Annotated in this window: 15 protein-coding genes; 5 read left to right on the forward strand and 10 right to left on the reverse strand. The window is 62.7% G+C overall.

What is annotated here, in order from left to right:
• Positions 1-103: 103 nt before the first annotated feature.
• Genes ACUYMZ_RS13840 through ACUYMZ_RS13850 form a run of 3 tightly spaced genes read right to left on the reverse strand, consistent with a single transcriptional unit; the run spans position 104 to position 2,795 of the window.
• Positions 104-1,090 (reverse strand): Gfo/Idh/MocA family oxidoreductase, encoded by a 987-nt coding sequence (locus tag ACUYMZ_RS13840; RefSeq protein ID WP_426003314.1) that lies wholly within the window; start codon positions 1,088-1,090, stop codon positions 104-106.
• Positions 1,090-2,181: a DegT/DnrJ/EryC1/StrS family aminotransferase gene (locus tag ACUYMZ_RS13845; protein ID WP_426003315.1), complete on the reverse strand. Its 1,092-nt coding sequence runs from the start codon at positions 2,179-2,181 to the stop codon at positions 1,090-1,092. Before ACUYMZ_RS13845 ends, ACUYMZ_RS13840 begins: the two co-directional genes overlap by 1 nt.
• Positions 2,178-2,795, reverse strand: a complete 618-nt coding sequence (locus ACUYMZ_RS13850; RefSeq protein WP_481603891.1) for an acyltransferase — start codon at positions 2,793-2,795, stop codon at positions 2,178-2,180. Before ACUYMZ_RS13850 ends, ACUYMZ_RS13845 begins: the two co-directional genes overlap by 4 nt.
• A gap of 162 nt (positions 2,796-2,957) precedes the next feature.
• On the opposite strand from ACUYMZ_RS13850, the gene ACUYMZ_RS13855 reads away from it, so the two are divergent.
• On the forward strand, positions 2,958-7,217 hold the full coding sequence (locus tag ACUYMZ_RS13855; RefSeq protein WP_481603893.1) for an FtsK/SpoIIIE domain-containing protein: 4,260 nt from the start codon (positions 2,958-2,960) through the stop codon (positions 7,215-7,217).
• A gap of 45 nt (positions 7,218-7,262) precedes the next feature.
• Here the strand turns inward: ACUYMZ_RS13855 and ACUYMZ_RS13860 are convergent, their stop codons facing one another.
• The gene (locus ACUYMZ_RS13860; RefSeq protein WP_426003319.1) at positions 7,263-7,766 is read right to left on the reverse strand and encodes a hypothetical protein; all 504 of its coding nucleotides are present in this window, start codon (positions 7,764-7,766) and stop codon (positions 7,263-7,265) included.
• Between the two features lie 238 nt (positions 7,767-8,004).
• Here ACUYMZ_RS13860 and ACUYMZ_RS13865 point away from each other — a divergent pair, with 238 nt between their 5' ends.
• Positions 8,005-8,253: a WhiB family transcriptional regulator gene (locus ACUYMZ_RS13865; protein ID WP_003804966.1), complete on the forward strand. Its 249-nt coding sequence runs from the start codon at positions 8,005-8,007 to the stop codon at positions 8,251-8,253.
• An 82-nt stretch (positions 8,254-8,335) separates the two neighbouring features.
• Here the strand turns inward: ACUYMZ_RS13865 and ACUYMZ_RS13870 are convergent, their stop codons facing one another.
• The 4 genes from ACUYMZ_RS13870 to ACUYMZ_RS13885 are packed head-to-tail and all read right to left on the reverse strand — an operon-like array spanning position 8,336 to position 16,708.
• The gene (locus ACUYMZ_RS13870; RefSeq protein ID WP_426003320.1) at positions 8,336-9,805 is read right to left on the reverse strand and encodes a sensor histidine kinase; all 1,470 of its coding nucleotides are present in this window, start codon (positions 9,803-9,805) and stop codon (positions 8,336-8,338) included.
• Positions 9,806-9,835: 30 nt separating this feature from the next.
• Positions 9,836-14,692, reverse strand: a complete 4,857-nt coding sequence (locus tag ACUYMZ_RS13875) for an NAD-glutamate dehydrogenase (protein ID WP_426003321.1) — start codon at positions 14,690-14,692, stop codon at positions 9,836-9,838.
• A gap of 58 nt (positions 14,693-14,750) precedes the next feature.
• On the reverse strand, positions 14,751-16,067 hold the full coding sequence (locus tag ACUYMZ_RS13880) for a CpaE/TadZ family protein (RefSeq protein ID WP_481603896.1): 1,317 nt from the start codon (positions 16,065-16,067) through the stop codon (positions 14,751-14,753).
• Positions 16,064-16,708, reverse strand: coding sequence for an SAF domain-containing protein (locus ACUYMZ_RS13885; RefSeq protein ID WP_426003323.1), 645 nt, complete (start codon positions 16,706-16,708; stop codon positions 16,064-16,066). Before ACUYMZ_RS13885 ends, ACUYMZ_RS13880 begins: the two co-directional genes overlap by 4 nt.
• A gap of 141 nt (positions 16,709-16,849) precedes the next feature.
• On the opposite strand from ACUYMZ_RS13885, the gene ACUYMZ_RS13890 reads away from it, so the two are divergent.
• Positions 16,850-17,077: a helix-turn-helix domain-containing protein gene (locus tag ACUYMZ_RS13890; protein WP_442423537.1), complete on the forward strand. Its 228-nt coding sequence runs from the start codon at positions 16,850-16,852 to the stop codon at positions 17,075-17,077.
• 10 nt (positions 17,078-17,087) lie between these two features.
• Here the strand turns inward: ACUYMZ_RS13890 and ACUYMZ_RS13895 are convergent, their stop codons facing one another.
• Positions 17,088-17,648 carry a hypothetical protein gene (locus ACUYMZ_RS13895; protein ID WP_481603898.1) on the reverse strand — a complete coding sequence of 187 codons (561 nt, stop codon included), beginning with the start codon at positions 17,646-17,648 and terminating at the stop codon, positions 17,088-17,090.
• 140 nt (positions 17,649-17,788) lie between these two features.
• Here ACUYMZ_RS13895 and ACUYMZ_RS13900 point away from each other — a divergent pair, with 140 nt between their 5' ends.
• Both ACUYMZ_RS13900 and ACUYMZ_RS13905 read left to right on the forward strand, forming a co-directional pair.
• Positions 17,789-18,562, forward strand: coding sequence for a LysM peptidoglycan-binding domain-containing protein (locus ACUYMZ_RS13900; protein WP_481603900.1), 774 nt, complete (start codon positions 17,789-17,791; stop codon positions 18,560-18,562).
• 153 nt (positions 18,563-18,715) lie between these two features.
• The gene (locus ACUYMZ_RS13905; protein ID WP_426003328.1) at positions 18,716-19,138 is read left to right on the forward strand and encodes an Rv3235 family protein; all 423 of its coding nucleotides are present in this window, start codon (positions 18,716-18,718) and stop codon (positions 19,136-19,138) included.
• 56 nt (positions 19,139-19,194) lie between these two features.
• On the opposite strand, the gene secA is transcribed toward ACUYMZ_RS13905, so the two are convergent.
• Positions 19,195-21,936, reverse strand: a complete 2,742-nt coding sequence (secA, locus tag ACUYMZ_RS13910) for a preprotein translocase subunit SecA (RefSeq protein ID WP_481603902.1) — start codon at positions 21,934-21,936, stop codon at positions 19,195-19,197.
• Positions 21,937-21,944 lie beyond the last annotated feature (8 nt).

The raw sequence follows: 21,944 nt of genomic DNA on the forward strand, positions 1-21,944 counted from the left end.
TCGGCACCAGTGCCGGGCACTGGTCATCAGCCCCCGGAAACGGCGAGGGGAGGCTGGCCCACAGCCAACCTCCCCCATCGCAAACCATGGCTGGCCTGCCGTTTCAGAGTGCTATCACAGCACCTGACTTGGCCGAATCCAGGACGGCTTCAGCAACGCGCAGGGTCTCCAGGCCTTCGGCCATGGTGACAATGTTCATGGACTTGCCAAGGACAGCGTCCCGGAACGCCTCATGCTCCATCTTCAACGGTTCGCGCTTGGCAAGGGCAAACCGGGTGGAAGAGCCCTCTGAAACGCCACGGAAAGCTGCCACGGAGTCCCAGTCGGTCTGGAAGGTGCCATTTTCAACGAACGTCAGATCGGCCGAAATCGTGTCGGCGATGAAGGCACCACGTTCGCCAAGGACCACCGTGGTGCGTTCCTTCATGGGTGACAACCAGTTGACGATGTGGTTGGTGACCACACCGCTCTTGAGGTGGCCGATTGCCGTGACCATGTCTTCGTGCTCACGGCCGCTGCGGGAGGTCGTGTGGGCAACAACGTTGACGAAGTTGCTCTGGGCCAGCCATGCCGTGAGGTCGATGTCGTGCGTGGCCAGGTCCTTGACCACTCCGACGTCCGCGATGCGGGCCGGGAACGGCCCCTGTCGCCGTGTGCTGATCTGGTAGACCTCACCGAGGTCGCCATTGCCAAGACGGTCCCGCAGGCTCTGCAATGAGGGGTTGAAGCGCTCGATGTGCCCTACCGCGCCCACGAGGCCCTTGGCTTCGAAGGCCTCGGCGATGCGGCGTCCGGACTCGGAGTCGTTCGCAATGGGCTTTTCCACCAGGCAGTGGACACCGGCTTCAGCGAGCTGAAGGGCTACTTCCTCGTGCAGGATCGTGGGCACGGCGGCAACCGCCATATCGATCCCTTGGGCGATGAGCTCTTCGACCGAGCCGTAAACCGTCAAACCGTCGGCTACATTGTGCGGGTCGCCATACGAATCCGCGACGGCGACCAAGTCAACGCCGTCAAGTTCACGAATGACCCGGGCATGGTGGCGTCCCATCATGCCCAACCCGATGAGCCCTGCGCGGAGGTTCGCCACTAGCTGCCTGCCTTTGCGACGGCGTTAACGGCCTCGACAATACGCTCCAGGTCGTCCTGGCTGAGGGACGGGTGTACCGGCAGCGACAACACGCTGGCTGCTGCTTCCTCCGTGGCAGGAAGGTCGTCGGAAGTCTGGAAGGGGGCCAGCCGATGGTTTGGAATGGGGTAGTAAACACCCGATCCGACGTTGTATTCCTCGCGGAGGGCTTTGGCGAAACCGTCGCGGTCCTCTTCGACCCGGACGGTGTACTGGTGGTAGACGTGTTCGTAGCCCTCGGCGACCTTGGGCGTGACAACGCCTTCGATGTTGGCGTCGAAGAAAGCAGCGTTTGCCTGGCGGGTCTTGGTCCAGGCTTCAACCTTGGTCAGCTGAACGCGGCCGATCGCTGCATGGATGTTGGTCATGCGGGCGTTGAAGCCCACCAGCTCGTTTTCGTACTGGCGCTCCATGCCCTGGTTGCGCAGAAGGCGGAGGCGGCGCTCGACGTCAGCCAGCCCGGTGCTGACCATGCCGCCCTCCCCCGATGTCATGTTCTTGGTGGGATAGAGGCTGAACATGGCAAAGTCACCGAAGGTACCCACCTTGCGCCCGTTGACCGAAGCACCATGCGCCTGTGCTGCGTCCTCAAACACCTTGACTCCATGCTTGGCGGCGAGGGCCCCAATGGCGTCTACGTTAAAAGGGTGGCCGTAGAGGTGCACCGGCATGATCGCCGCCGTGCGGTCGGTGATCTTCGACTCCACGGAGGCCGGGTCAAGCGTGTAGTGGACCGGATCGACGTCGGCAAATACGGGAGTAGCGCCTGTCAATGCCACGGAGTTGGCGGTTGCTGCGAAAGTGAAGGACGGAACGATGACTTCGTCGCCCGCACCAATGCCTGCGGCGAGGAGGCCGAGGTGGAGGCCCGAGGTACCGGAGTTAACGGCGACGGCCGCCCGGCCATCCAGGAGGACCTGGGAGAACTCCTGCTCGAAGGACGCAACCTCCGAGCCCTGCGCGAGCTGTCCCGAGGCAAGGACAACCTCCACGGCTTTACGCTCTTCGTCGCCAATGATGGGTTTGGCGGGGGGAATGAATTCGGGGCTCATGCCTCTACCTCTCGAAGGGTTTCGTTTTCTTCAACATATTTGGCGCCGGTCTCAGGGCAAACCCAGGCATCACCGCTGCGCTGCAGCGGGAATCCCGCTTTTCCGACCCATCCGTGCCGCTTGGCGGGGACACCAACCATCAAGGCGAAGTCAGGTACGTCTTTTGCGACGACCGCTCCTGCGGCAACCGTGGCCCAACGGCCGATCGTTACGGGTGCAACACAGACAGCGCGGGCTCCGATGGAGGCACCCTCGCGGATGGTAACGCCGACGGGTTCCCAGTCATGGGCGCTTTTCAGGCTGCCGTCGGGGCCGACCGCCCGCGGATAAGTATCGTTGGTAAGGACCACCGCAGGTCCGATAAAGACCCCTGCTTCCAGTTCCGCAGGTTCGTAGACCAGCGCGTAATTCTGGACCTTGCAGTTATCACCCATCTTGACGCCGGTACCGATGTAGGCACCCCGCCCTACGATGCAGTTGGCTCCCAACTCCGCCTTCTCACGGACTTGGGCCAGATGCCAGATCTTGGATCCCTCACCAATTTGCGCCTCGTCCGAAACATCGGCGCTCTCTGCAATCACTATCACCGGTGAAGGTCCTTCCTCATTGAGCACACGCGACAACGAGTCTCATCTTAGCCGAGACGCAATGCCCTCGCGTCAAGGCCGCGGGGCACGGAGTTGCGGAAGTTTTCCACATAGCGCAACAGCCTAACAGCACCCCGCTGCCGACATTCATAGCCTGATGGAACAATCCACCTACCTGAAGGGACACCCGTGACGCTGGAGTGCACGCTCGTACACGGCCCTGCCGCCGCAAACCCCGGAGCAGTGGAGGAACTGTCCCTTGAAGTTGCCCCGGGCACCTCCGGGGAAACGCTGCAGGTTGCCCTCGAGGATGCCCGCGGAGTGGGCACCCTGTTTGTCGACGGCCAGGAGCTTTCCCGGCTCACGGTGGGGAATCCTCCGTTGGTGGCAGGCGCGGTCCTGGTCAACGGGGCAGAACCGCGGGCAGAACAGACCAGCACGGCACGGCTTCTGTTGCTCGCGCACTCGGGGCCGGCTGCGGGTTCCGTTTTTCCCCTTGTCCGCGGGACCTACCGCATCGGACGCGGTGACGCAGACATCGCTGTCTCCGACCCTGGAATGTCCCGGCACCACGCGGTACTCCGCATGTCCGGCACTGCCCTCGAGCTAGCAGCCACAGGACGCCGTAACCCGGTCTTCGTGGATGGCGTCATGACCGAGGCCACCACCGTCACTTCGCAATCACTCATCAAGGCAGGCCACTCCACCTTTACCGCCTACACCTGTACTCCTTGTGGCCCGGACATAGCTGCTGAAGCGGGACGCTCGGTGGCATCCGCTGTGGAAGTCCGCAGGGTCCGCCCCGCCGGAAACCGATGGGCTTTGGCAGCAACTGCCGGCTTGCCGCTGCTGGCAGGTGTCGGGCTTGCCATGGCTACGGGCATGTGGATGTTCCTGGGTTTCACGGTGATGTCAGCCGTCAGCCTTCTTGTGCCGGCACTGGCTACCCGCAGGGCACGCCGGGAGTTCGCGCAGGACGTGGCCGAAGCTGCTGCCCGGGACAAACGACGCCGGGAGCGCGGCTCGCCGTCGGCGGCCGATCTTGTGCTGGCTGCATCCTTCCACTCAAGCCCGGGCGGCAACAGCCGCCCGGGCGCTGCCATAAGGCCCCTTGCCGCCCTTCAGCCGGAGGAAGACCGTCAGGATCACCGTGCGGGACCGCGCGATGTGTGGTTGCGGCTCGGCCTCTCGGATGCCCGGGCCAATATCGCGGTCGTTCCCGACGATCCCCGGTTCGTGCCACCTTCCATCGGGACTGTTCCAGTCACGCTGGACCCTCGCCACAAGGCAGTGGCTCTCCGCGGGAGCAACGGACACGTCGACGCCTTGGTGAGATTCATCCTGATGCAGATGGCCTTCTACGCGCCCGGGTCTCCGTTGATTGTGGCCGGGCACCACGAAAGACTGCCCTCCGCAGCCAGGTTCCTGCCCGCGGGGAGTCTGGCGGCGAATGGATCCGCCGCCCTGTCCGCGCTGAACTCCTGCCGGGGAAAGGGCAGCGGGATGCTGGTCATCCTAGACCCATCGATTCTCGGGGAACCGGGAGGGCCGGGGTCGCTTGTCGAAACCGCCGTGGCGATGTCCTGGCGGGTCGTACTTCACTCCCCGATGGGATCCGAATACCCCTGGAAAGCCGATGTCGTCCTGGAACTGGGAACGGCCGGGACTTCGGCGCTGATGGTTGACGGCACGACACGGCATGAGTTTGTTCCCGACCTGGTGCCGGCACAGGCCTTTAATCGGTTTGCCCGCGGCATCAGCCGGGCAGGTTCCGATGGAAAGCTGCCCGTCGCGGGCGTCCCCACGTATTGCCCCTTGCCAACCCTCCTGCCAGCGGGTGCCCGCAGTATCCAGCGGCGCTGGAAACAATCGGACACGGACATCGGCCTCCGCGCTGTTCTGGGTGTGGATGCCCAAGGTGAGGTGGAATTCGATTTCCACACGGACGGCCCGCACCTCCTCATCGGGGGAACCACGGGTTCGGGCAAGTCTGAACTGCTGAGAACCCTGGTTGCATCCATGGCCCTGAGATATCCACCGGATGTCCTGCAGTTCCTGTTCTTTGATTTCAAGGGAGGCTCCGGGCTGGGACTCCTGGGTGGTCTTCCACACTGCGTGGGAATGGTGACCGATATTGGCGGGCAGGCGTTGGGCCGTGTCCTGGCGTCGCTGCGTGGTGAGATCCGTCGGCGCGAGACAATCTTTGCTGAAGCCCGCGTATCCGCGCTGGTGGAATACCGGCAAGGAAGGGTTCCCTCTGACCCGGTCATCGCCTCCTTGGTGATCGTTATCGACGAATTCAGGATGCTTGTTGATGACGCGCCAGCGGTCCTGGCTGAACTTATGCGGATCGCCACGATCGGGCGGTCGCTGGGCATTCATCTGGTCATGGCTACCCAGCGGCCCCAGGGAGCAGTGACGGCGGACATCCGCGCCAACGTGACGTCCAGCATCGCACTCCGTGTCCAGTCCGACGCTGAATCGATGGACATCATCAGGTCAAAATCTGCAGCATCGATCCCGATTACTCTTCCAGGGCGATCATTCCTCGCAAGAGCTGCGGGTCAGCCGGAGGAATTCCAAGCAGCCACCTTGGACACGACGGATCGCAGTGGGAGCGGATGCCGGTCACCCTTCGCATCCCCGGGGGTTCCGGGCCGGACGCAACGAACCGTGGTTGTTCGATCGGCCGCGGAGGCATTGCTCCAGGTGGCAGGGGGCACCCGGCCTGCAACGGCCAGCCAGGATCCAACTGCAACCCGGGCAGGGGCAGACACGATCATCGCCGGAACAACGATTGCCTGGCGTGGCCTGGAAAGGGAACTCCCCCCTCCACCCATGGCAGAACCGCTTCCTTCTTCTGTTCCCTGGGACCAGGACATTCAGGCCGTCCTCGGCGAGGCACGGGATCCCGGGCGGGGATGCGTACTGGGTGTCCTGGACCGGCCCGAACAACAGGCACTGGAGGTCTTGGCCTGGTGTTGCCACCAGGGGCATCTCGCCATGATCGGGAGCATCTCCAGCGGAATGCCTGAGGCCTTCAGGGCAGCCGCTGCACTGGCAGCAGCACAAGGGACAGAACCCCACCTTTACATCCTGGACGCGCACGGAATGTTCACCGACGTTTTCCATCCCGGCACCCAGCATCCGGATACTCAGGGTCCGGGCACTCAGCATCCCGGCACCCAGCATCCGGACAGCCAGCATTCGGGCACTGAGAATCCGGACACAGTGAACGCCACCTCGACAACCGCGGGGATTCCTGACTCCATCGGGGCCCTGGTGGGACTTCACCAGGTTTCCCTCGCGCTAAAGGTACTCCAACGCCTTGCGGACGAAATGGCCCGTCGCCGGGCTGCCGCGGGTTCGCACCAGAAACCCCCGGCGCTGCTTCTGGTAGTCACCGGTTGGTGTTCCTGGGCGTCAGCATTCCGCGAGTGCCGGTCGGCCTGGGCCGAAGACCTCTTCAGGGATATCGTCCGCGACGGTGCCGCAGTGGGCGTCACTGTGCTCGTGTCCGGAGAAAGGGAACTTGTGAGCGCCCGCTTTTTCGGGTCGATACCCAACCGCGCCTTTTTCCCAGCAGATTCCACGGAAGAATCACGGTTCCATTGGCCACGCATTCCGGACCTAGATCCCATTCCCGGCAGGGCATGGACCATGGGTAGCTTCGTGGGGGGCTCCGCTGCGGCCGCCCAGTTCCGTTCTCCACCTGTCTTGGGAACCTGGCCTTTCAGGCGCCTCGCACCCGCAACCAGTCCGCCCTTCCGGGTCCGGCCCCTGCCCGGCACGGTGACCCGTCAACAGTTCCACGCCGCCATGGCCAACACCTTCGGAGCACTACAGAACCCTGATGTGGCCCCCGTCCCCCGGATGGTCACCCCCTCAGGAACCTCGGCAGGCCCACTGGATCTATGGGTTGGGTTGGGAGGTGACGACGCCGTGCCCATTGCGTTGCCCCTACCGCCCGGCGGTATATGTACCGTGCTCGGCGGCCGGCTTTCCGGCAAGAGCTCCCTGCTGGCGGCCCTCCGGGAGCTGAATCCCGGCGTTCCATGGATCGCCTCGAACGACACCCGCTCCCCCGAAGCCTTCCTTGCGGCCGCGGCCGCCGCGGCCGAGGCCGGAACCCTGGATAGCTCCAGCGTTCTTCAACTGGACGACGCTGATCAGGTGGGTGCAGACGGACGCCGTATTTTGGCCTTTCTCAAAGACAAGGTGCGTGGGCTAGTGCTGACCGCAACATCCGGGCCAACGCTCGTCCAGCGGCTCCCCCTGGCAGTTGAGGCGCAATCATCGGGTGCAGGTGCGGTCCTTATGCCGCGTTCGCCCCTGGACGGCGACTTTTTCAACATCCGGCTGGAAGCCGACCCCGGAGCTGGCGCGGGAAGGGGATACATCGTGCAGCACGGACGGCTGCAGCCATTCCAAGCGGCGTATACCGTTTGACCCGGCACCACCCACGGGCTGCAGAACCTGGTCCACGGGGGTGGCCTACAAGGCAGCGGTGCTTCCCCCCACCTTGGAAGCATAGGCAATGACATCCTTGGTGAACAGGAAAACGAGCGCTGCAAGGGCGGGAACGATCATGGCCAACCCGGGAAGGACCAGTCCGCCGGTCATCGTCGGAAAACCGATGGTGAGGACAAAAAGCTGGGCCACCAAAGCAGCCGCGCGGGTCCATCGGTACCCCCTGAACAGGAAGTGTCCAACAGCGAACAACCAGGCCGCGAAAACCAACAAGAGACCCAGTGTGAAGACGGCACCCCAGAAGGTGAGCACGGGGGCCCCGGAGATAAGTTCGAACGCGTACCATGCCGCAGCACCGAGCAACGCCAGGGCCTCCAGCAAGACAACAACGGAGATGACAACAACTCCGGGAGGTCGGGCGCTGCCCGCTGCACCGGACGAACCGCCCCTGTCGGAGCGCCCGATGGCGCCATCGCTTGGATCCGGTCCATGGTCCGGTTGAGCAGGGTTTTCAGGAGGTCTTGACACACTGGCACACTACCGGACATAGTCATCTAGCGGTGAGGGCAGTGGCGGCTGATGTGATGCATCGCTCACGGATTCCGGGCATTTCAACGACTGATACCCCTTGTTTACAAGGCGTTAACATGAAACGCTTGACTCAGACGACCAAGGGGGCCCATGCGGGCCCCTTTCCTTTGAAGCCTCTCGTGAATGTTTTCACAAGACGGCCCCCTAGTTCTCACGAATGGAGTGACTGATCAGCATGGATTGGCGTAACCGCGCAGCCTGCCTCGACAAGGACCCGGAGCTCTTCTTCCCAGTCGGCAACACGGGACCAGCACTTCTGCAGATTGAGGAAGCCAAGAGCGTTTGCCGCCGCTGCCCCGTCGTTGACACCTGCCTGCAGTGGGCCCTTGAGTCCGGTCAGGACGCAGGCGTCTGGGGTGGCATGAGCGAAGACGAACGGCGCGCCCTCAAGCGGCGTGCAGCACGCGCCCGTCGCGCTTCCTAGGCAGGCACACCAGAAACTAAGGCTGCGGACCATGGTCCGCAGCCTTAGTCATTTAATAACGGCATCCTGCGTCTTGCCGGCCTTAAGCCCGCGCAAGGTTCAGAACGATATCGACGGCGGTTCCCCCGCCTTCGCGGGCACGCCACTGGATGGTTCCGCCCAGCTCACTGGTGACCAGTGTGCGCACAATCTGCAACCCGAGGCCCTCGGCATACTGCCCGTCAGGCAGCCCCACGCCGTCATCGGCCACGGTGACTGTGAGGAATTCATCGTTCCCATCTCCTGGCGCACGGTCGGCCAGCAGCCAGACAGTACCGGTCCGGCCCTCAAGCCCGTGCTCAACGGCATTGGTAACCAACTCATTGATGACCAAGGCCAGAGGTGTTGCGAAATCGCTCGGCAGTTCGCCGAACAAGCCTGATCGCTCGGTGCGAACATGCTGCGACGGCGACGCTACCTCGGCCGACAACCGGAACTGCCGACCAATGAGTTCATCGAAGTCGACACTCTGCGTCAGGCCCTGGGACAGGGTCTCGTGGACCAGGGCGATGGTCGCCACCCGCCGCATGGCCTGCTCCAGACCTTGCTTTGCCTCGTCGCTCACCATGCGGCGCGACTGCATCCGGAGGAGTGCTGCCACTGTCTGCAGGTTGTTCTTGACCCGGTGATGGATCTCGCGGATGGTGGCATCCTTGGTGACCAGTTCCATTTCGCGCCGCCGCAGCTCCGAAACATCACGGCACAGGACGAGCGCCCCGAACCGATGCTGTTCATCGCGCAAGGGAATGGCCCGCAAGGAAAGACTGACTCCCCTGGATTCAATTTCGCTGCGCCACGGCATACGGCCTGTGACCACCAACGGCAGTGTTTCATCAACCATCCGGCGGTCCTTGAGCAGGCCTGCTGTCACCTCAGCCAGGGACCTGCCTTCCAGTGATTCCACCTCGCCAAGCCGGCGGAAGGCTGACACTCCGTTCGGACTGGCGTACTGGACTACGCCATCGGCATCAAGCCGTATCAGGCCGTCGCCCACGCGCGGTGCGCCACGACGCGACCCAGTGGGTGATGCGAAGTCCGGCCACAGGCCCAAGGTCCCCATGCGGAGAAGGTCGTAGGCGCACTGCCTGTAAGTCAGCTCGAGACGTGAGGGCATGCGGGAACTGGAGAGGTCCATGTGCGAGGTGACCACTGCCAGCGTCCTGCCGTTGCGCACCATGGGCACCGCCTCGACGCGCAGTGCCATATCGCTGCTCCAGCTTGTCTCGCTGGAACGCTCTATGGAACGGCTGTTCCAGGCTTTCTCAACCAGCGGCCGCAGATCGGAACGGATTCCCTCGCCCACGAAGTCCGCATGAAACACCGTATGCGATGTCGAGGGACGGACGTGGGCGAGGGCGATGTATCCAAGCTCCGGGTGCGGGAACCACAGGGCAAGGTCGGCAAACGCGAGGTCGGCGACCATTTGCCAGTCGCCGACCAGGAGGTGCAGCCATTCGGCATCTCCAGGCCCGAAATCAGCGTGTTCCCTGATGGGGTCCGTAAAGATTGCCACTGCACCTCCAGTTTCGACGCGGGACCTGCCCTAGCGTCGGACGATTGACCTCAAGAGCCTTAATGCTACCGACAGGGAGGCCATGTCGTCGGCCTCGAGGGCATTGACCTCATCGAACATCGTCTTCGCGCGACCCAATTGCTCGGCATTCAGCGTTTCCCAACCCTTGAGGCGATCCGCGGCAGGGGTGCCGGGCTCGCTCGCCTCAAGGACCGACGTCGTAATATCCGCCACCGTTGAGTACAGGTCATCCCGCAGCGCTGCGCGGGCAAGCGCCTGCCAGCGGTCATCGCGTGGCAGGGAGCTGATCCGCTCCAGCAATGAGTCGACGTGGAACCGGTTAAAGACGGTGTAGTAAACGTGGGCAACGTCCTCGACGCTGATGCTGCCGGCCTGGGCGATCCTGGCGATGTCCAATAAAGCGTAGCTCTCAAAGAGTTCCGCCCAGCGGTGGGCCAGATGGTCAGGCAACTGCCATCCCCGGGCCTTGTCCAGCCATTCGGTGACGCGCTCCTTGTCATCACCGCGCAAGTAATCCAGGAGCCTGGCCCGCAGGGGCGCCATCATTGGCTTGAAGGAATCCACGACGTCGGCGATCGGCTGCGAAGCGATGCCCTGGCCAAGAATCCAGCGGACTGCGCGGTCGAGAAGTCGCCGGATGTCCAGGTGGACTTCACTCCAATGCTCCGTGGGGAAGGACGCCGGGAGGGCGTTCAGCTCAGCGATCATGGGGTCGAGGTCGTAGATTTCACGCAGGGCTACGAATGCCTTGGCGACTGCAACCTCGGAGGCCGAGGTTTCCTCGATGGCGCGGAAGGCAAAGGTGATGCCTCCCAGGTTGATGATGTCGTTGGCCACCACCGTTGCAACAATCTCACGCCGCAGCGGATGGGTATCCAGTTCCGCGTCGAACCGTTCCCGCAACTGCTGCGGGAAGTAGGAACGGATCGTCTCCTTGAACCAAGGATCGTCCGCGAGGTTGCTGTCCCGGAGCGCAGCGGTGAGTTCGATCTTGGCGTAGGCGGCCAGGACCGACAGTTCGGGCGATGTCAGGCCCTGCCCCTGCTCCAGTCGCTGCCGCAAGGAGTCGGTTGTCGGCAGCGCCTCGAGGTCGCGCTTCAGGTCGGCAGACTTTTCCAGCCAATCCATGAGCCGCTCGTAACTCGGGCTCCAGTCGGCAACGCGCGTGCGGTCATTCAGGAGCAGGATGTTCTGGTCGATGTTGTCCTGGAGGACCAGGCGTCCCACTTCCTCGGTCATGTCGGCGAGGAAGGCCGAGCGCTCTGCGGCCTCCAGCTTCCCGGCGGCGACCATCCTGTCGACGAAGATCTTGATGTTGACCTCGTGGTCGGAGCAGTCCACGCCGGCGGAGTTGTCGATGGCGTCGGTGTTGAGGATGACTCCCTGGAGTGCCGCTTCAATCCGGCCACGCTGTGTAAGACCCAGGTTTCCACCCTCCCCGACAACCTTCACGCGAAGATCCCGGCCGTCGACCCTGATCGGATCGTTGGCTTTGTCTCCAACAGCGGCGTTGCTCTCCGTGCTCGCTTTGACGTAGGTGCCGATGCCGCCGTTATAAAGGAGGTCGGCAGGAGCGAGGAGGATGGCTTTCAGGAGCTCGGGCGGGCTCAACTGGGTTGTCCCTTCCGGCAGCCCGAGTGCCTTGCGTGACTGTTCGGAAACCGGGATGGTCTTCGCCTGGCGCGGGTAGACGCCCCCGCCTTCGCTGATCAAGTTCCGGTCGTAGTCGTCCCACGAGGAGCGTGGCAGTTCGAAAAGCCGCTTCCTTTCTTCGAAGGACGTCGCTGCGTCAGGCTCGGGATCGAGGAAAATGTGCCGGTGGTCGAACGCGGCCACCAAACGGATGTGGCGTGACAGGAGCATGCCGTTGCCGAAGACATCACCGGACATGTCACCCACGCCCACCACGGTAAATTCTTCCGTCTGGGTGTCGAGGTCAAGCTCGCTGAAGTGCCGTTTGACAGACTCCCACGCTCCACGCGCAGTGATGCCCATCGCTTTGTGGTCATACCCGACGGAGCCTCCGGAGGCGAAGGCGTCTCCCAGCCAGAAACCATAGTCCGCGGCGAGACCGTTCGCGGTGTCGGAGAACGTCGCGGTGCCCTTGTCCGCGGCCACCACCAGGTAGGAGTCGTCGCCGTCGTGGCGAACAACGTCCGACGGCGGCACCAGGCTTTCGCCGTCGGCACTGGTGACGAGGTTGTCCGTGATGTCCAACAGGCCCCGGATGAACGTCTTGTAGCTCTCGATACCCTCAGCCATCCAGGCGGCCCTGTCCTCTGCAGGGTTTGGCAGCTTCTTGGCAAAGAACCCACCTTTGGCCCCGGTGGGAACGATGACGGCGTTCTTCACCGTCTGCGCCTTGACCAGGCCAAGGATCTCCGTGCGGAAATCTTCACGGCGGTCGGACCAGCGCAGGCCACCGCGGGCCACCTTGCCAAAGCGCAGGTGCACGCCTTCGACCCGGGGCGAGTAAACCCAGATTTCGTACATGGGCCGCGGGAAAGGCAGGCCGTCAATGGACGTCGGGTCGAGCTTGAAGCTCAAGTAGCCCTTGTTCTGGAAGTAGTTGGTGCGGAGTGTGGATTCGATAAGGTTCACGAAGGTGCGCAGCACACGGTCCGCATCGAGCGTGGCCACCTGTTCGATGGCTTCGGCAAGCGCTGTACGCGCCACCGCCTGCCGTTGCGGGCGCTGGTCCGCATCCACGGCGGGATCGAACCGCGCATTGAAGAGGACGATGAGGCCGCGGACAACGTCAGGATTGGACAGCAAGGTATCGGCAATGAAACCGAAGGAATTCGTGTTGCCCATCTGCCGCATGTACTTCGCGTAGGCCCGCAGGACCGTTACCTGGCGCCAGTGCATCCCTTCGCGCAGGACCAGGCGATCAAAGTTGTCAGATTCCACCGCACCCGTGACGGCAGCACCGAAGGAATCAGCCAGGAGTTCACCTGTGGTCAGGGGATCGATGCCGGCGGGGTACTTGAGACCCAGATCGTAGAGGAAGAAGTCCCGGTGGTCAGCCGTTTCAATCTCGAAGGGACGCTCATCCAGTACTTCCAGGCCCAGGTTGTGGAAGTAGGGCAAAATTTGGCTGAGGCTCTTAGGCTCCATCAAGTACAGCTTGACGCGGGCGTCTTCCTCAAGGGACTCCCCCGCACCTTCGGGCAGGTATACGTGGACACCGGGTCGCAGGTCCTTGGGGACACCACCCGTTCGTTCCGCCTCGGCGCCGTACTTCTCGAAGCGTTCGATGTCCTCGAGGGCGTCCTCTACTTCATAGTCCACCCGGTAACCGGCAGGAAAAGCCTCGGCCCACAGTGCTGAGAGCATGTCGGCGTCCTCAGACGGACGGTTGTCGCGGAGGACTTCCGCGATCCCTTCACTCCACGACCGGGAAGCTCGCATGAGGCGGTGTTCGAGGTCTGCGGCATCCACCTCAGCCAGTTCAACGTTGCGGGGCAACCTGATCCGGAAGAAGACGCGGGCGAGGGCCGATTCCGTGATGCGTGCCTCGTAATCGATGCTTTCGGCCTGGAACGTTTCCCGCAGTTCCTGTTCAATGCGGAGCCGCACACTGGTGGTGTAGCGGTCGCGCGGGAGATACACCACGGCCGACATGAACCGGCCGTAGATGTCCGGGCGCAGGAACAGCTTGGTGCGGCGCCGTTCCTGGAGCCTCTGGATCCCGGTGGCTGTGGCGGCAAGGTCCGGCACTTCAATCTGGAACAGCTCATCACGAGGGTAGGTTTCGAGGATACCCAACAGGTCCTTGCCCGAGTGGGAGTCAATGGGGAACCCGGCGTTACGGAGGACAGCATCGACTTTGTCCCGCACGATCGGAATGCTGCGCACGGAACCTGTGTAGGCGCTGGTGGCGAACAGGCCAATGAAGCGCCGCTCCCCATTGACATTGCCTGCGGCATCAAAGCTCTTGACGCCGATGTAATCAAGGTAGGCCGGGCGGTGAACCGTGGAGCGGGAGTTTGCCTTGGTGATGACCAGTGCGCGCTTCTCGCGGGCACGTTTTCTGCCCGCGTCCGTCAGATGTTGAACCTGGCGGGTGTGGTCGCCGGCTCGGAGCAAACCCAGCCCGCTGTCTTCACGAAGCTGCAGGACATCTTCCCCGTCTTCGTTCACGAGGTCATACTCGCGGTATCCGAGGAACGTGAAATTGCCGTTATCCAGCCAACGCAGCAAGTCCTGGGCCTGGCGCAGTTCCGCGATTTGTTCGGGATGGGTTACGCTCCCGAGCGCCTCGGCAAGCTCCAAGGCCTTGCTCCGCATCTTGGGCCAGTCCTCAACGGCGGCACGAACGTCGCCGAGGACTCTCTGCAGCCCGGCTACCAATTCAGCACGGGCTTCTTCGCTGACACGGTCGATTTCGACGGCGATCCACGACTCCATGTGGGAGGCGTTGTCGCCATCGCCGAGCAGATGGGCGACGCTGGGCAAGGCGGCAGTGTCACCGCTGGAGATCCCGATATTGGAAGGGACCCTCGAGACCTGGCTGAGTTCGCCTGTCACACGGTTGCGCGTAACGACGAACAACGGGTGCATCACGAGGCGGATGGCACAGTTCTGCCGGACGAGTTCGGCATTGACGGAGTCCACCAGGAAAGGCATGTCGTCTGTGACGATATAGACGACGTTACGTTCGGGCTCGCTAACGATCTCCACAAGGGCATTGCCCGGGCGCCGGGACTGAGCGATTTCCCTGTGCCTGGTTGCCCGTGAAGTGAGCGTCTCCGGTGAGTAGCTTCGGGAATCCTCTTCAGCCAGGTGCTCGTAGTAGTCGCCGAAAAACCCCTCCCGGACCACTGCTGTACCCGACCGATCCTCCACGCTGGATCCTGACGACATGTTGTAAACGCCTCCATCACATGTTGATTGCTGCGACTCTGCAGCCCACACCGTGAGCCTAGCGCGTTAGGAGGCGCATGGCTCTGGTAGATCGTCCAGCAGATGTGCGATTCTGCTGGAAGCCTGCACAGACGAGCCGGGCGATGGCGAGACGGAGGGCTGAATCCGGGGCGCATTCCAGAAGGACTGACCCGCTCAGCAGCGCGGCATCACAAGCCTCGGAGTCGGCAGGCAGGAAGGCCTCGATATCCCCCGTCGGACCAAAACGCTGCCAGGCCTCCCCCAGTTGCTTTCGGGGCGAGCGCCCCACCGATGAACGCCGGACCTTGTTCAGCACTACCCTTGGGGCGGCGTCCGGAACGGCTTGAGCCAGCTCGGCCAAACCCCTGACGAGGCGCGGCATACCGATTGCGTCGGCCGCCCCGACCGCAATGACCTCATCTGCGACCTCAAGGCTCCTGAGGGTTGCCGCGTTGCGCCGCGGGGCCATGGAATCAAAACTGAGTTCCTCGTCCGCTTCGAGGCAGAAGCCCGTATCGACCACGACCGTGTCAGCCTTCTCCCTTGCCCGTTCGAGAACCTGTGACAACGCCGAAGCCCGAAGCTCAATCCAGCGGTCCGCCCTTGTGGTACCTGTGAGCACACGGAAAGAACCGCTCTTTGTGAACACCTCAAGACTCGCCCTATCCAGGGCGGCATCGTCCAGGACCCCTTGGTCGGCCATCCTGCATGCTTGTGCGAGTCCGGCCGACTCATCCAGGAGCCCCAGCAGGACCGACACACTGGCACCGTAGGTATCCGCGTCAACCAGGACGACAGATTTCCCCGTGGCCGCAAGCTCAGCGGCAATGTTCACGGCCAGCAAGGTGCGGCCCGGCGAGCCCGCCGGGCCCCACACGGCAAGTATGCGCCCTGCCCCGGATGCTGCTGCCGTGGTCACCGAGGGGGTCGCGGCTGCCCGCACAGGCGCCCGTGACACCGCATCAGAGAATCCCGCATGGAAGACCGTCTGCACAGAAAATCGGTCCTGCACGCTGTCAACGGCGTCAGTGATGCTGGAGGCCAGCGAGCGGGCATCAATCGCCAACGGAGCCGGCACGACGCCAATGGAGCGGAGACGGGAGGCTTCCAACGGATCATCCGTCAGGGCAACTATCGAGACACCGGCAGCCTGCATCCGCTCCACGAGAGTACCCGTCAATTCGCCGCTGCCTTCGGCAACAACTGCTGCGGCAGCAAGTCCGCTTTGACAGGCGGCGAGCAACTCCGCGAGCTCCGAGCAGCGGCGGACAACCGTGACGGGGCCACGCAGCCGCTCCAACCCGCTGACGATATCTTCCTGCCCTGGCCCGACAGTGACGACGGGAATGCTCACTTGGCCACCCCGGCAGGGTTCCAGACCACAGAAACGGCAGCTTCATTGGCCAGGGCGGCCAGCAACTTCGGCATCTGCTCATCGGTGACCAGCACGAGGACCACCGTCTCCTTTGCCGAGCCCAGGCCAGTGGATCCGGGCGTGATGTGGGCGATCTCCGCGCCGGGGAGCAGCAATTGGGGATCGCCAAAAGAACCCCCCGGGCCAGGCATGGCGACCCATACGTCCAGCCTTGCGCCGGGAACAGCCTGTGGCGGCAGCATTTCCTTGACGGAAACCGCGACCGGCTTTCGGTTCAGGTCGTCGGGCCGCCCCAGGCTCTGCCGGGGTAGCAGTTCACTCCTGGCCACCCGCTGCAGGGCTACCTGGCCGTCGGCAAGTCCACCGCCGACCGTGACATAGGCGGGCTCCACGTCATCGAGCCGGACATTGACCACTGCCAGGTCTTCAGCCGTGACGGTTTGGCCGACGGCGATGTCCTCCCGCGCAGCGTAGACCGGGATGGTCTTGTCAGCGGAAGATGTAACCGCAACCACGCCGGAAACGGAGAGAAGAACCAGCAGCACCCCGATTAATAGGCGGGGGTCTTTCCAGGACGGCTTCCTGAGCCTTACTGCCTCGACAGCCGCTCCCTGTTTCATGATCCACTCCCCCGGTAGGTTTACAGCACAACCCCTGCACCGCGTCCCATTCTGCTCGGCGAGATGATGCAAACCAAAGCAAAGGGCGCGCAAATGTGGATAACTGCACCAAACAAGGACAACCGGTGGCAAAATAGTTCCATGCCCCGTTTTTTGACTCTGGCGGACGTCGCCGAACAGCTACAAATCAATTCCCCCCAGGCCTACGCCCTGGTTCGCAGTGGCGAACTCAAGGCCATCCAGGTCGGTGGGCGCGGCCAGTGGCGCATCGAAGAAAAAATGCTGGAACAGTACATCGAGGACCGCTATGCGGAGGCGAGCCGCATGATCGAGGAAGCCAAGGCCAAGTCGCACCAGCCTTCCCGATAGACCTCGCCCATCAGGCATGAACCTCTCTCGATGAGAGGGCAAGCAGCGAACCGAAGGGAATCGTTACGACGGCCCTCACATCGTGTTCCCGCCGGACCTCGCCGCGACTCACGGTGAGATCGAAATGGTCCCTGCCGACCCGGTCAATCACACCGGTTACAACGCGTCCTTCGCTGCCGCTCCCGCTAAGGTGGGCATTGACATGTACCCTGTCACGGGCCAGTGCCCGCAGGCCGCTTGCCAACCCCAGATTTCCCGGGCGGGTGGACTGTTCCACCCTCCGCCCCAGATCCATCACGTACGTGACGGCCGCGTGTGGCACCAGCCATTGACGGGGACCATCGGCGAGCACCAGCGACTCACGTCCCACGTACCGAAGTTCGCCGTGCAGCCGCAGGCCGCCCTCAAGCACCAGCCCCATCACGTTATGGGTGGCTGCGCGAAGCCGGTCCGTCAACCCAACAGCCGCAATCTCCACGTGCGCGCGCCCGGATATCTCGGACTCGAGCCCGCGCATCTGCAGCGCGGCCATCTGGGATTCAAGATCCTCAAAGAGAGAGTCCCATCTCATCTTGATAGCCTAAGTGCCGTCAACACCAAAACCAACTCATTGCACACAAGACTTGTCATGATTGGACAATTCCAAACATCTGTGGTCAGAATGAGCCAAGAGTACTAAATGACATCAAATGACCACAGAGAGGCTCCCGTATGCGCCGACCAATGCCCGTCCACCGCGATGCTGCCATGGCCGGGACAGTCCTCCTGTTGGGCATACTGCTTGCTGCTGCCGGCCGGATGCTCCTGGGCCGGTCGGGAATGATGGAACACCGCAACGACATTCCCTTTGATCAACTTCTGGGCGTGGTCGCCAGCCTGACGGGAGTCATCATCGTGGCGTGGTGGGTGCTGTCGTTCACCCTTGCCTTGGTCGCGGCACTGCTGCATCGAAAGGGCCGTGCAGGCACAGCCGCGGCGAAATTCAGCCCCGCGTTCATGCTTCGGCTGGCTGTGGCCTTGGTTGGTTTGAACCTGGCGGGTCCCGCGGCGGCGGCCATCGCTGCGACAGCACCGGAACCTGCATGGCATCCGCAGCCCCACACCTCGGCATCCGTGGCATGGCAACCCGGCATTGGCCCAGAGGCAATCTCCGCGTCCCCGTTGAATCAGGACGATGCCCGGCAGTCCTTACCCACGGTGCCGTTGCCGGGATGGAAACCGGATCGGATCGTCGAAGAAACGGGTCTGCTCAGCCGTACGGGTTCACGGGCCGCAGAACCGGGTACCGTCGGCCGGTCCGGAGTTGTAGTCCGGGAGGGCGATTCGCTGTGGACCCTGGCCTCTGCGCATCTCGGGCCCCTGGCCACCGATGCAGAAGTTGCTCTTCACTGGCCCAAGTGGTTTGCGGCCAACCGGTCAATCATCGGAGACGATCCCACGAAGCTTCTGCCGGGCCAGGTTCTGCAGCCTCCGTCGCTCTCCTAGGCGACCCTCCAGACTCCGTTCCGTACCGGACACCGCCCACTCAGGGGCAGTGTCTTGCCCCCAAAAAAACCATCCAGAGTCATCCCAGACGTAGCCATCAGAACCGGCGTCGCCCACGCCACGGTTCACACTGCGAACGCATGAGGATCGACCATGACCGTTGGAACAGCCAGCCGCACTACCAGCCGTACGAGGCCCAAAAGGCCTCCTACGCATCACGGTTCGCCCGCCCCCGGAATAGATATCAGGCTGGTGGCCAGGAGCATTGCCCAGGCGGCGGTGGAGGTTTTGGCAGGGACCCGCCCGATTCAGCAGTTGGCCAGATCCATGAATGCGGAATGTTTTCTGTCGTTGCAGCAGCGGGCAGCGCTCACACGGGAACACATGGCCCGCAACCGCACTTCCTGCCAAATCCACCAGAGCCCGATGGTTCGCTCTGTGCGCGTCTGCAGCATCTCGGAGACCATCCACGAGGCCGCAGTCGTCGTGTCAGAAGAACAACGGTCCAGGGCGATTGCCATGAGGTTGGAGCATCAGGAAGGCATGTGGCAGGTCACTGCCCTGGAAATTGGTTAGGAACAGAACAGGCCCGGCACCGAGTGTTCGGTGCCGGGCCTGCTCCATGGTTCAGGTCAGCGGCGCTTCTTCTTTGTTTGTTTCCGTTGGTCCTGGGCCGCTGCCTTGGCAGGATTGCCTGATCGGCCTGCGCTCCGGCCTTCAATGCGCGTTTGCGTTGCTCCATCTTCCCCGGGCGCGGTGTACTGCAATTGCGCGGGCCTCTCGGGGGCTTCCAGTCCTGCTGCCCGGATCTGCGGGTCGTGGTGTTCGGTATGGATGCCGGCAGGACTGTCGTCCGCCACAACCACGTCTTCGGCCGGGGTCACCTCGACCTCAAGGTTGTACAGGAAGCCGATGCTTTCCTCACGGATGGCTTCCATCATGCTCTGGAACATCACGAAGCCTTCGCGCTGGTACTCCACCAGCGGATCACGTTGTGCCATGGCCCGCAGGCCGATGCCTTCCTTGAGGTAATCCATCTCATAGAGATGTTCCTGCCACTTCCGGCCGAGCACGGACAGGACGACCCGGCGCTCAAGCTCGCGCATACTTTCAGAACCGATCGCCTCCTCGCGGGCCTGGTAGACAAGCTTCGCGTCGGAGAGGATTTCGTCCCTGAGGAATTCGGCGGTGACCTTGGACCTGCCGCCGGCTTCGTCAATGATGTCCTGGGCCGTGATGGTGGCCGGGTAGAGAGTCTTCAGGTTGGCCCACAACTGGTTGAAGTCCCAGTCGTCGCCGGTACCCTCGGCCGTAGCGGCGTCGATCAGGGAGTTGATGGTGTCTTCCAGGAAGTACTGGACCTTCTCATGGAGGTCATCACCTTCGAGGATCCGCCGACGGTCGCCGTAGATGGCTTCACGCTGGCGGTTAAGGACGTCATCGTACTTGAGGACGTTCTTCCGTTGCTCCGCGTTGCGGCCCTCCACCTGGCCTTGTGCGGAGGCAATCGCACGCGAAACAAGCTTTGATTCAAGTGCGACATCGTCCGGAACGGAGCTGTTCATCAGCCGTTCTGCCGCGCCCGAGTTGAACAGGCGCATGAGGTCATCCGTCAACGACAGGTAGAACCGGGATTCGCCTGGGTCGCCCTGACGGCCGGAGCGGCCACGCAACTGGTTGTCGATCCGCCGGGACTCGTGGCGTTCGGTTCCGAGGACGTAGAGACCGCCAAGGTTGAGGACTTCCTCGTGCTCGTCCTTGACCGCTTGCTTGGCCTCGGCCAGCGCACCAGGCCAGGCGGCCTCGTATTCCTCGGAGTTTTCCTCGGGGTCCAGACCGCGTTTGGCCAGTTCGGCGATGGCCGTGAACTCCGCGTTGCCGCCGAGCATGATGTCGGTACCGCGGCCTGCCATGTTGGTGGCCACGGTAACGGCGCCCTTCCGGCCAGCCTGCGCCACGATCGATGCTTCACGCGCGTGGTTCTTGGCGTTGAGTACCTCGTGGCGGATCCCTTCCTTGGCAAGAAGCTTGGAAAGATACTCGCTCTTCTCGACACTGGTAGTGCCCACCAGGACCGGCTGTCCCTTTTCGTGCCGTTCGGCAATGTCCTGGACCACGGCGTCGAACTTCACGACCTCGTTCTTGTACACAAGGTCCGGCTGGTCGATGCGCTGCATGTCGCGGTTGGTCGGGATCGGAACAACGCCAAGTTTGTACGTACTCATGAACTCGGCGGCTTCAGTTTCCGCCGTACCGGTCATTCCGGACAGCTTGCTGTACATGCGGAAGTAGTTCTGCAGCGTCACGGTGGCCAGTGTTTGGTTCTCGGGCTTGATTTCGACGTTTTCCTTGGCCTCAATGGCCTGGTGCATGCCTTCGTTGTAGCGGCGACCGGCAAGGATACGGCCGGTGTGTTCGTCGACAATCAGGACTTCACCGTCAAGGATCACGTAGTCCTTGTCCCGTTTGAAGAGTTCCTTGGCCTTGATGGCGTTGTTAAGGAAGCCAATCAGGGGCGTATTGGCGGACTCGTAGAGGTTCTGGATACCGAGGTAGTCCTCCACCTTTTCGATGCCGGCTTCGAGGACACCGACCGTGCGCTTCTTTTCGTCGACCTCGTAATCGACCTTGGGTTCCAGCCGCTGAACCACCTTGGCGAATTCGCTGTACCACCGGTTGGTGTCTCCCTGGGCAGGGCCGGAGATGATGAGCGGCGTACGGGCTTCGTCGATCAGGATGGAGTCGACTTCGTCCACGATGGCGAAGTGGTGGCCGCGCTGCACAAGTTCGCTGGCATCCCATGCCATGTTGTCGCGGAGGTAATCGAAGCCGAACTCGTTGTTGGTGCCATAAGTGATATCAGCGGCATACTGCTGGCGCCGGACTGCGGGGTCCTGGTTTGCGAGGATGCAGCCACTCGTGAGGCCCAGGAACCGGTAGACGCGACCCATCAGCTCGGACTGGTATTCGGCGAGGTAGTCGTTCACCGTGACCACGTGCACACCCTTGCCTGTAAGGGCGTTAAGGTATGCGGGGGCCGTGGCCACCAGGGTCTTGCCTTCACCGGTCTTCATTTCGGCGATGTTGCCCAGATGCAGTGCCGCACCACCCATGAGCTGGACGTCGAAGTGGCGCATGCCGAGTGTTCGCGACGATGCCTCACGGACGGCGGCAAAAGCTTCCGGCAGCAAACTGTCCAGGCTTTCACCGTCCTGGTGGCGGCTGCGGAGCCGGTCCGTCTCTTCACGGAGTTCGGCGTCGGAAAACGTCGTGAAGGAGTCTTCCAGGGCATTAATGGAATCGGCATAGTTCCGCAGTTGCTTGAGCGTTTTTTTGTCACCCGTGCGGAGAAGTTTTTCGATTAGTGATGCCACGTGAAATT

Source organism: Arthrobacter sp. T572, assembly GCF_056780115.1.

What these genes read in the sequence shown, in the direction of transcription:
- ACUYMZ_RS13895 (WP_481603898.1), bottom strand. Translation starts at nt 17,648, where the DNA reads ATGAGATGGGACTCTCTCTTTGAGGATCTTGAATCCCAGATGGCCGCG.
- ACUYMZ_RS13875 (WP_426003321.1), bottom strand. Translation starts at nt 14,692, where the DNA reads ATGTCGTCAGGATCCAGCGTGGAGGATCGGTCGGGTACAGCAGTGGTC.
- ACUYMZ_RS13845 (WP_426003315.1), bottom strand. Translation starts at nt 2,181, where the DNA reads ATGAGCCCCGAATTCATTCCCCCCGCCAAACCCATCATTGGCGACGAA.
- ACUYMZ_RS13885 (WP_426003323.1), bottom strand. Translation starts at nt 16,708, where the DNA reads ATGAAACAGGGAGCGGCTGTCGAGGCAGTAAGGCTCAGGAAGCCGTCC.
- ACUYMZ_RS13890 (WP_442423537.1), top strand. Translation starts at nt 16,850, where the DNA reads ATGCCCCGTTTTTTGACTCTGGCGGACGTCGCCGAACAGCTACAAATC.
- ACUYMZ_RS13865 (WP_003804966.1), top strand. Translation starts at nt 8,005, where the DNA reads ATGGATTGGCGTAACCGCGCAGCCTGCCTCGACAAGGACCCGGAGCTC.
- ACUYMZ_RS13900 (WP_481603900.1), top strand. Translation starts at nt 17,789, where the DNA reads ATGCGCCGACCAATGCCCGTCCACCGCGATGCTGCCATGGCCGGGACA.
- ACUYMZ_RS13905 (WP_426003328.1), top strand. Translation starts at nt 18,716, where the DNA reads ATGACCGTTGGAACAGCCAGCCGCACTACCAGCCGTACGAGGCCCAAA.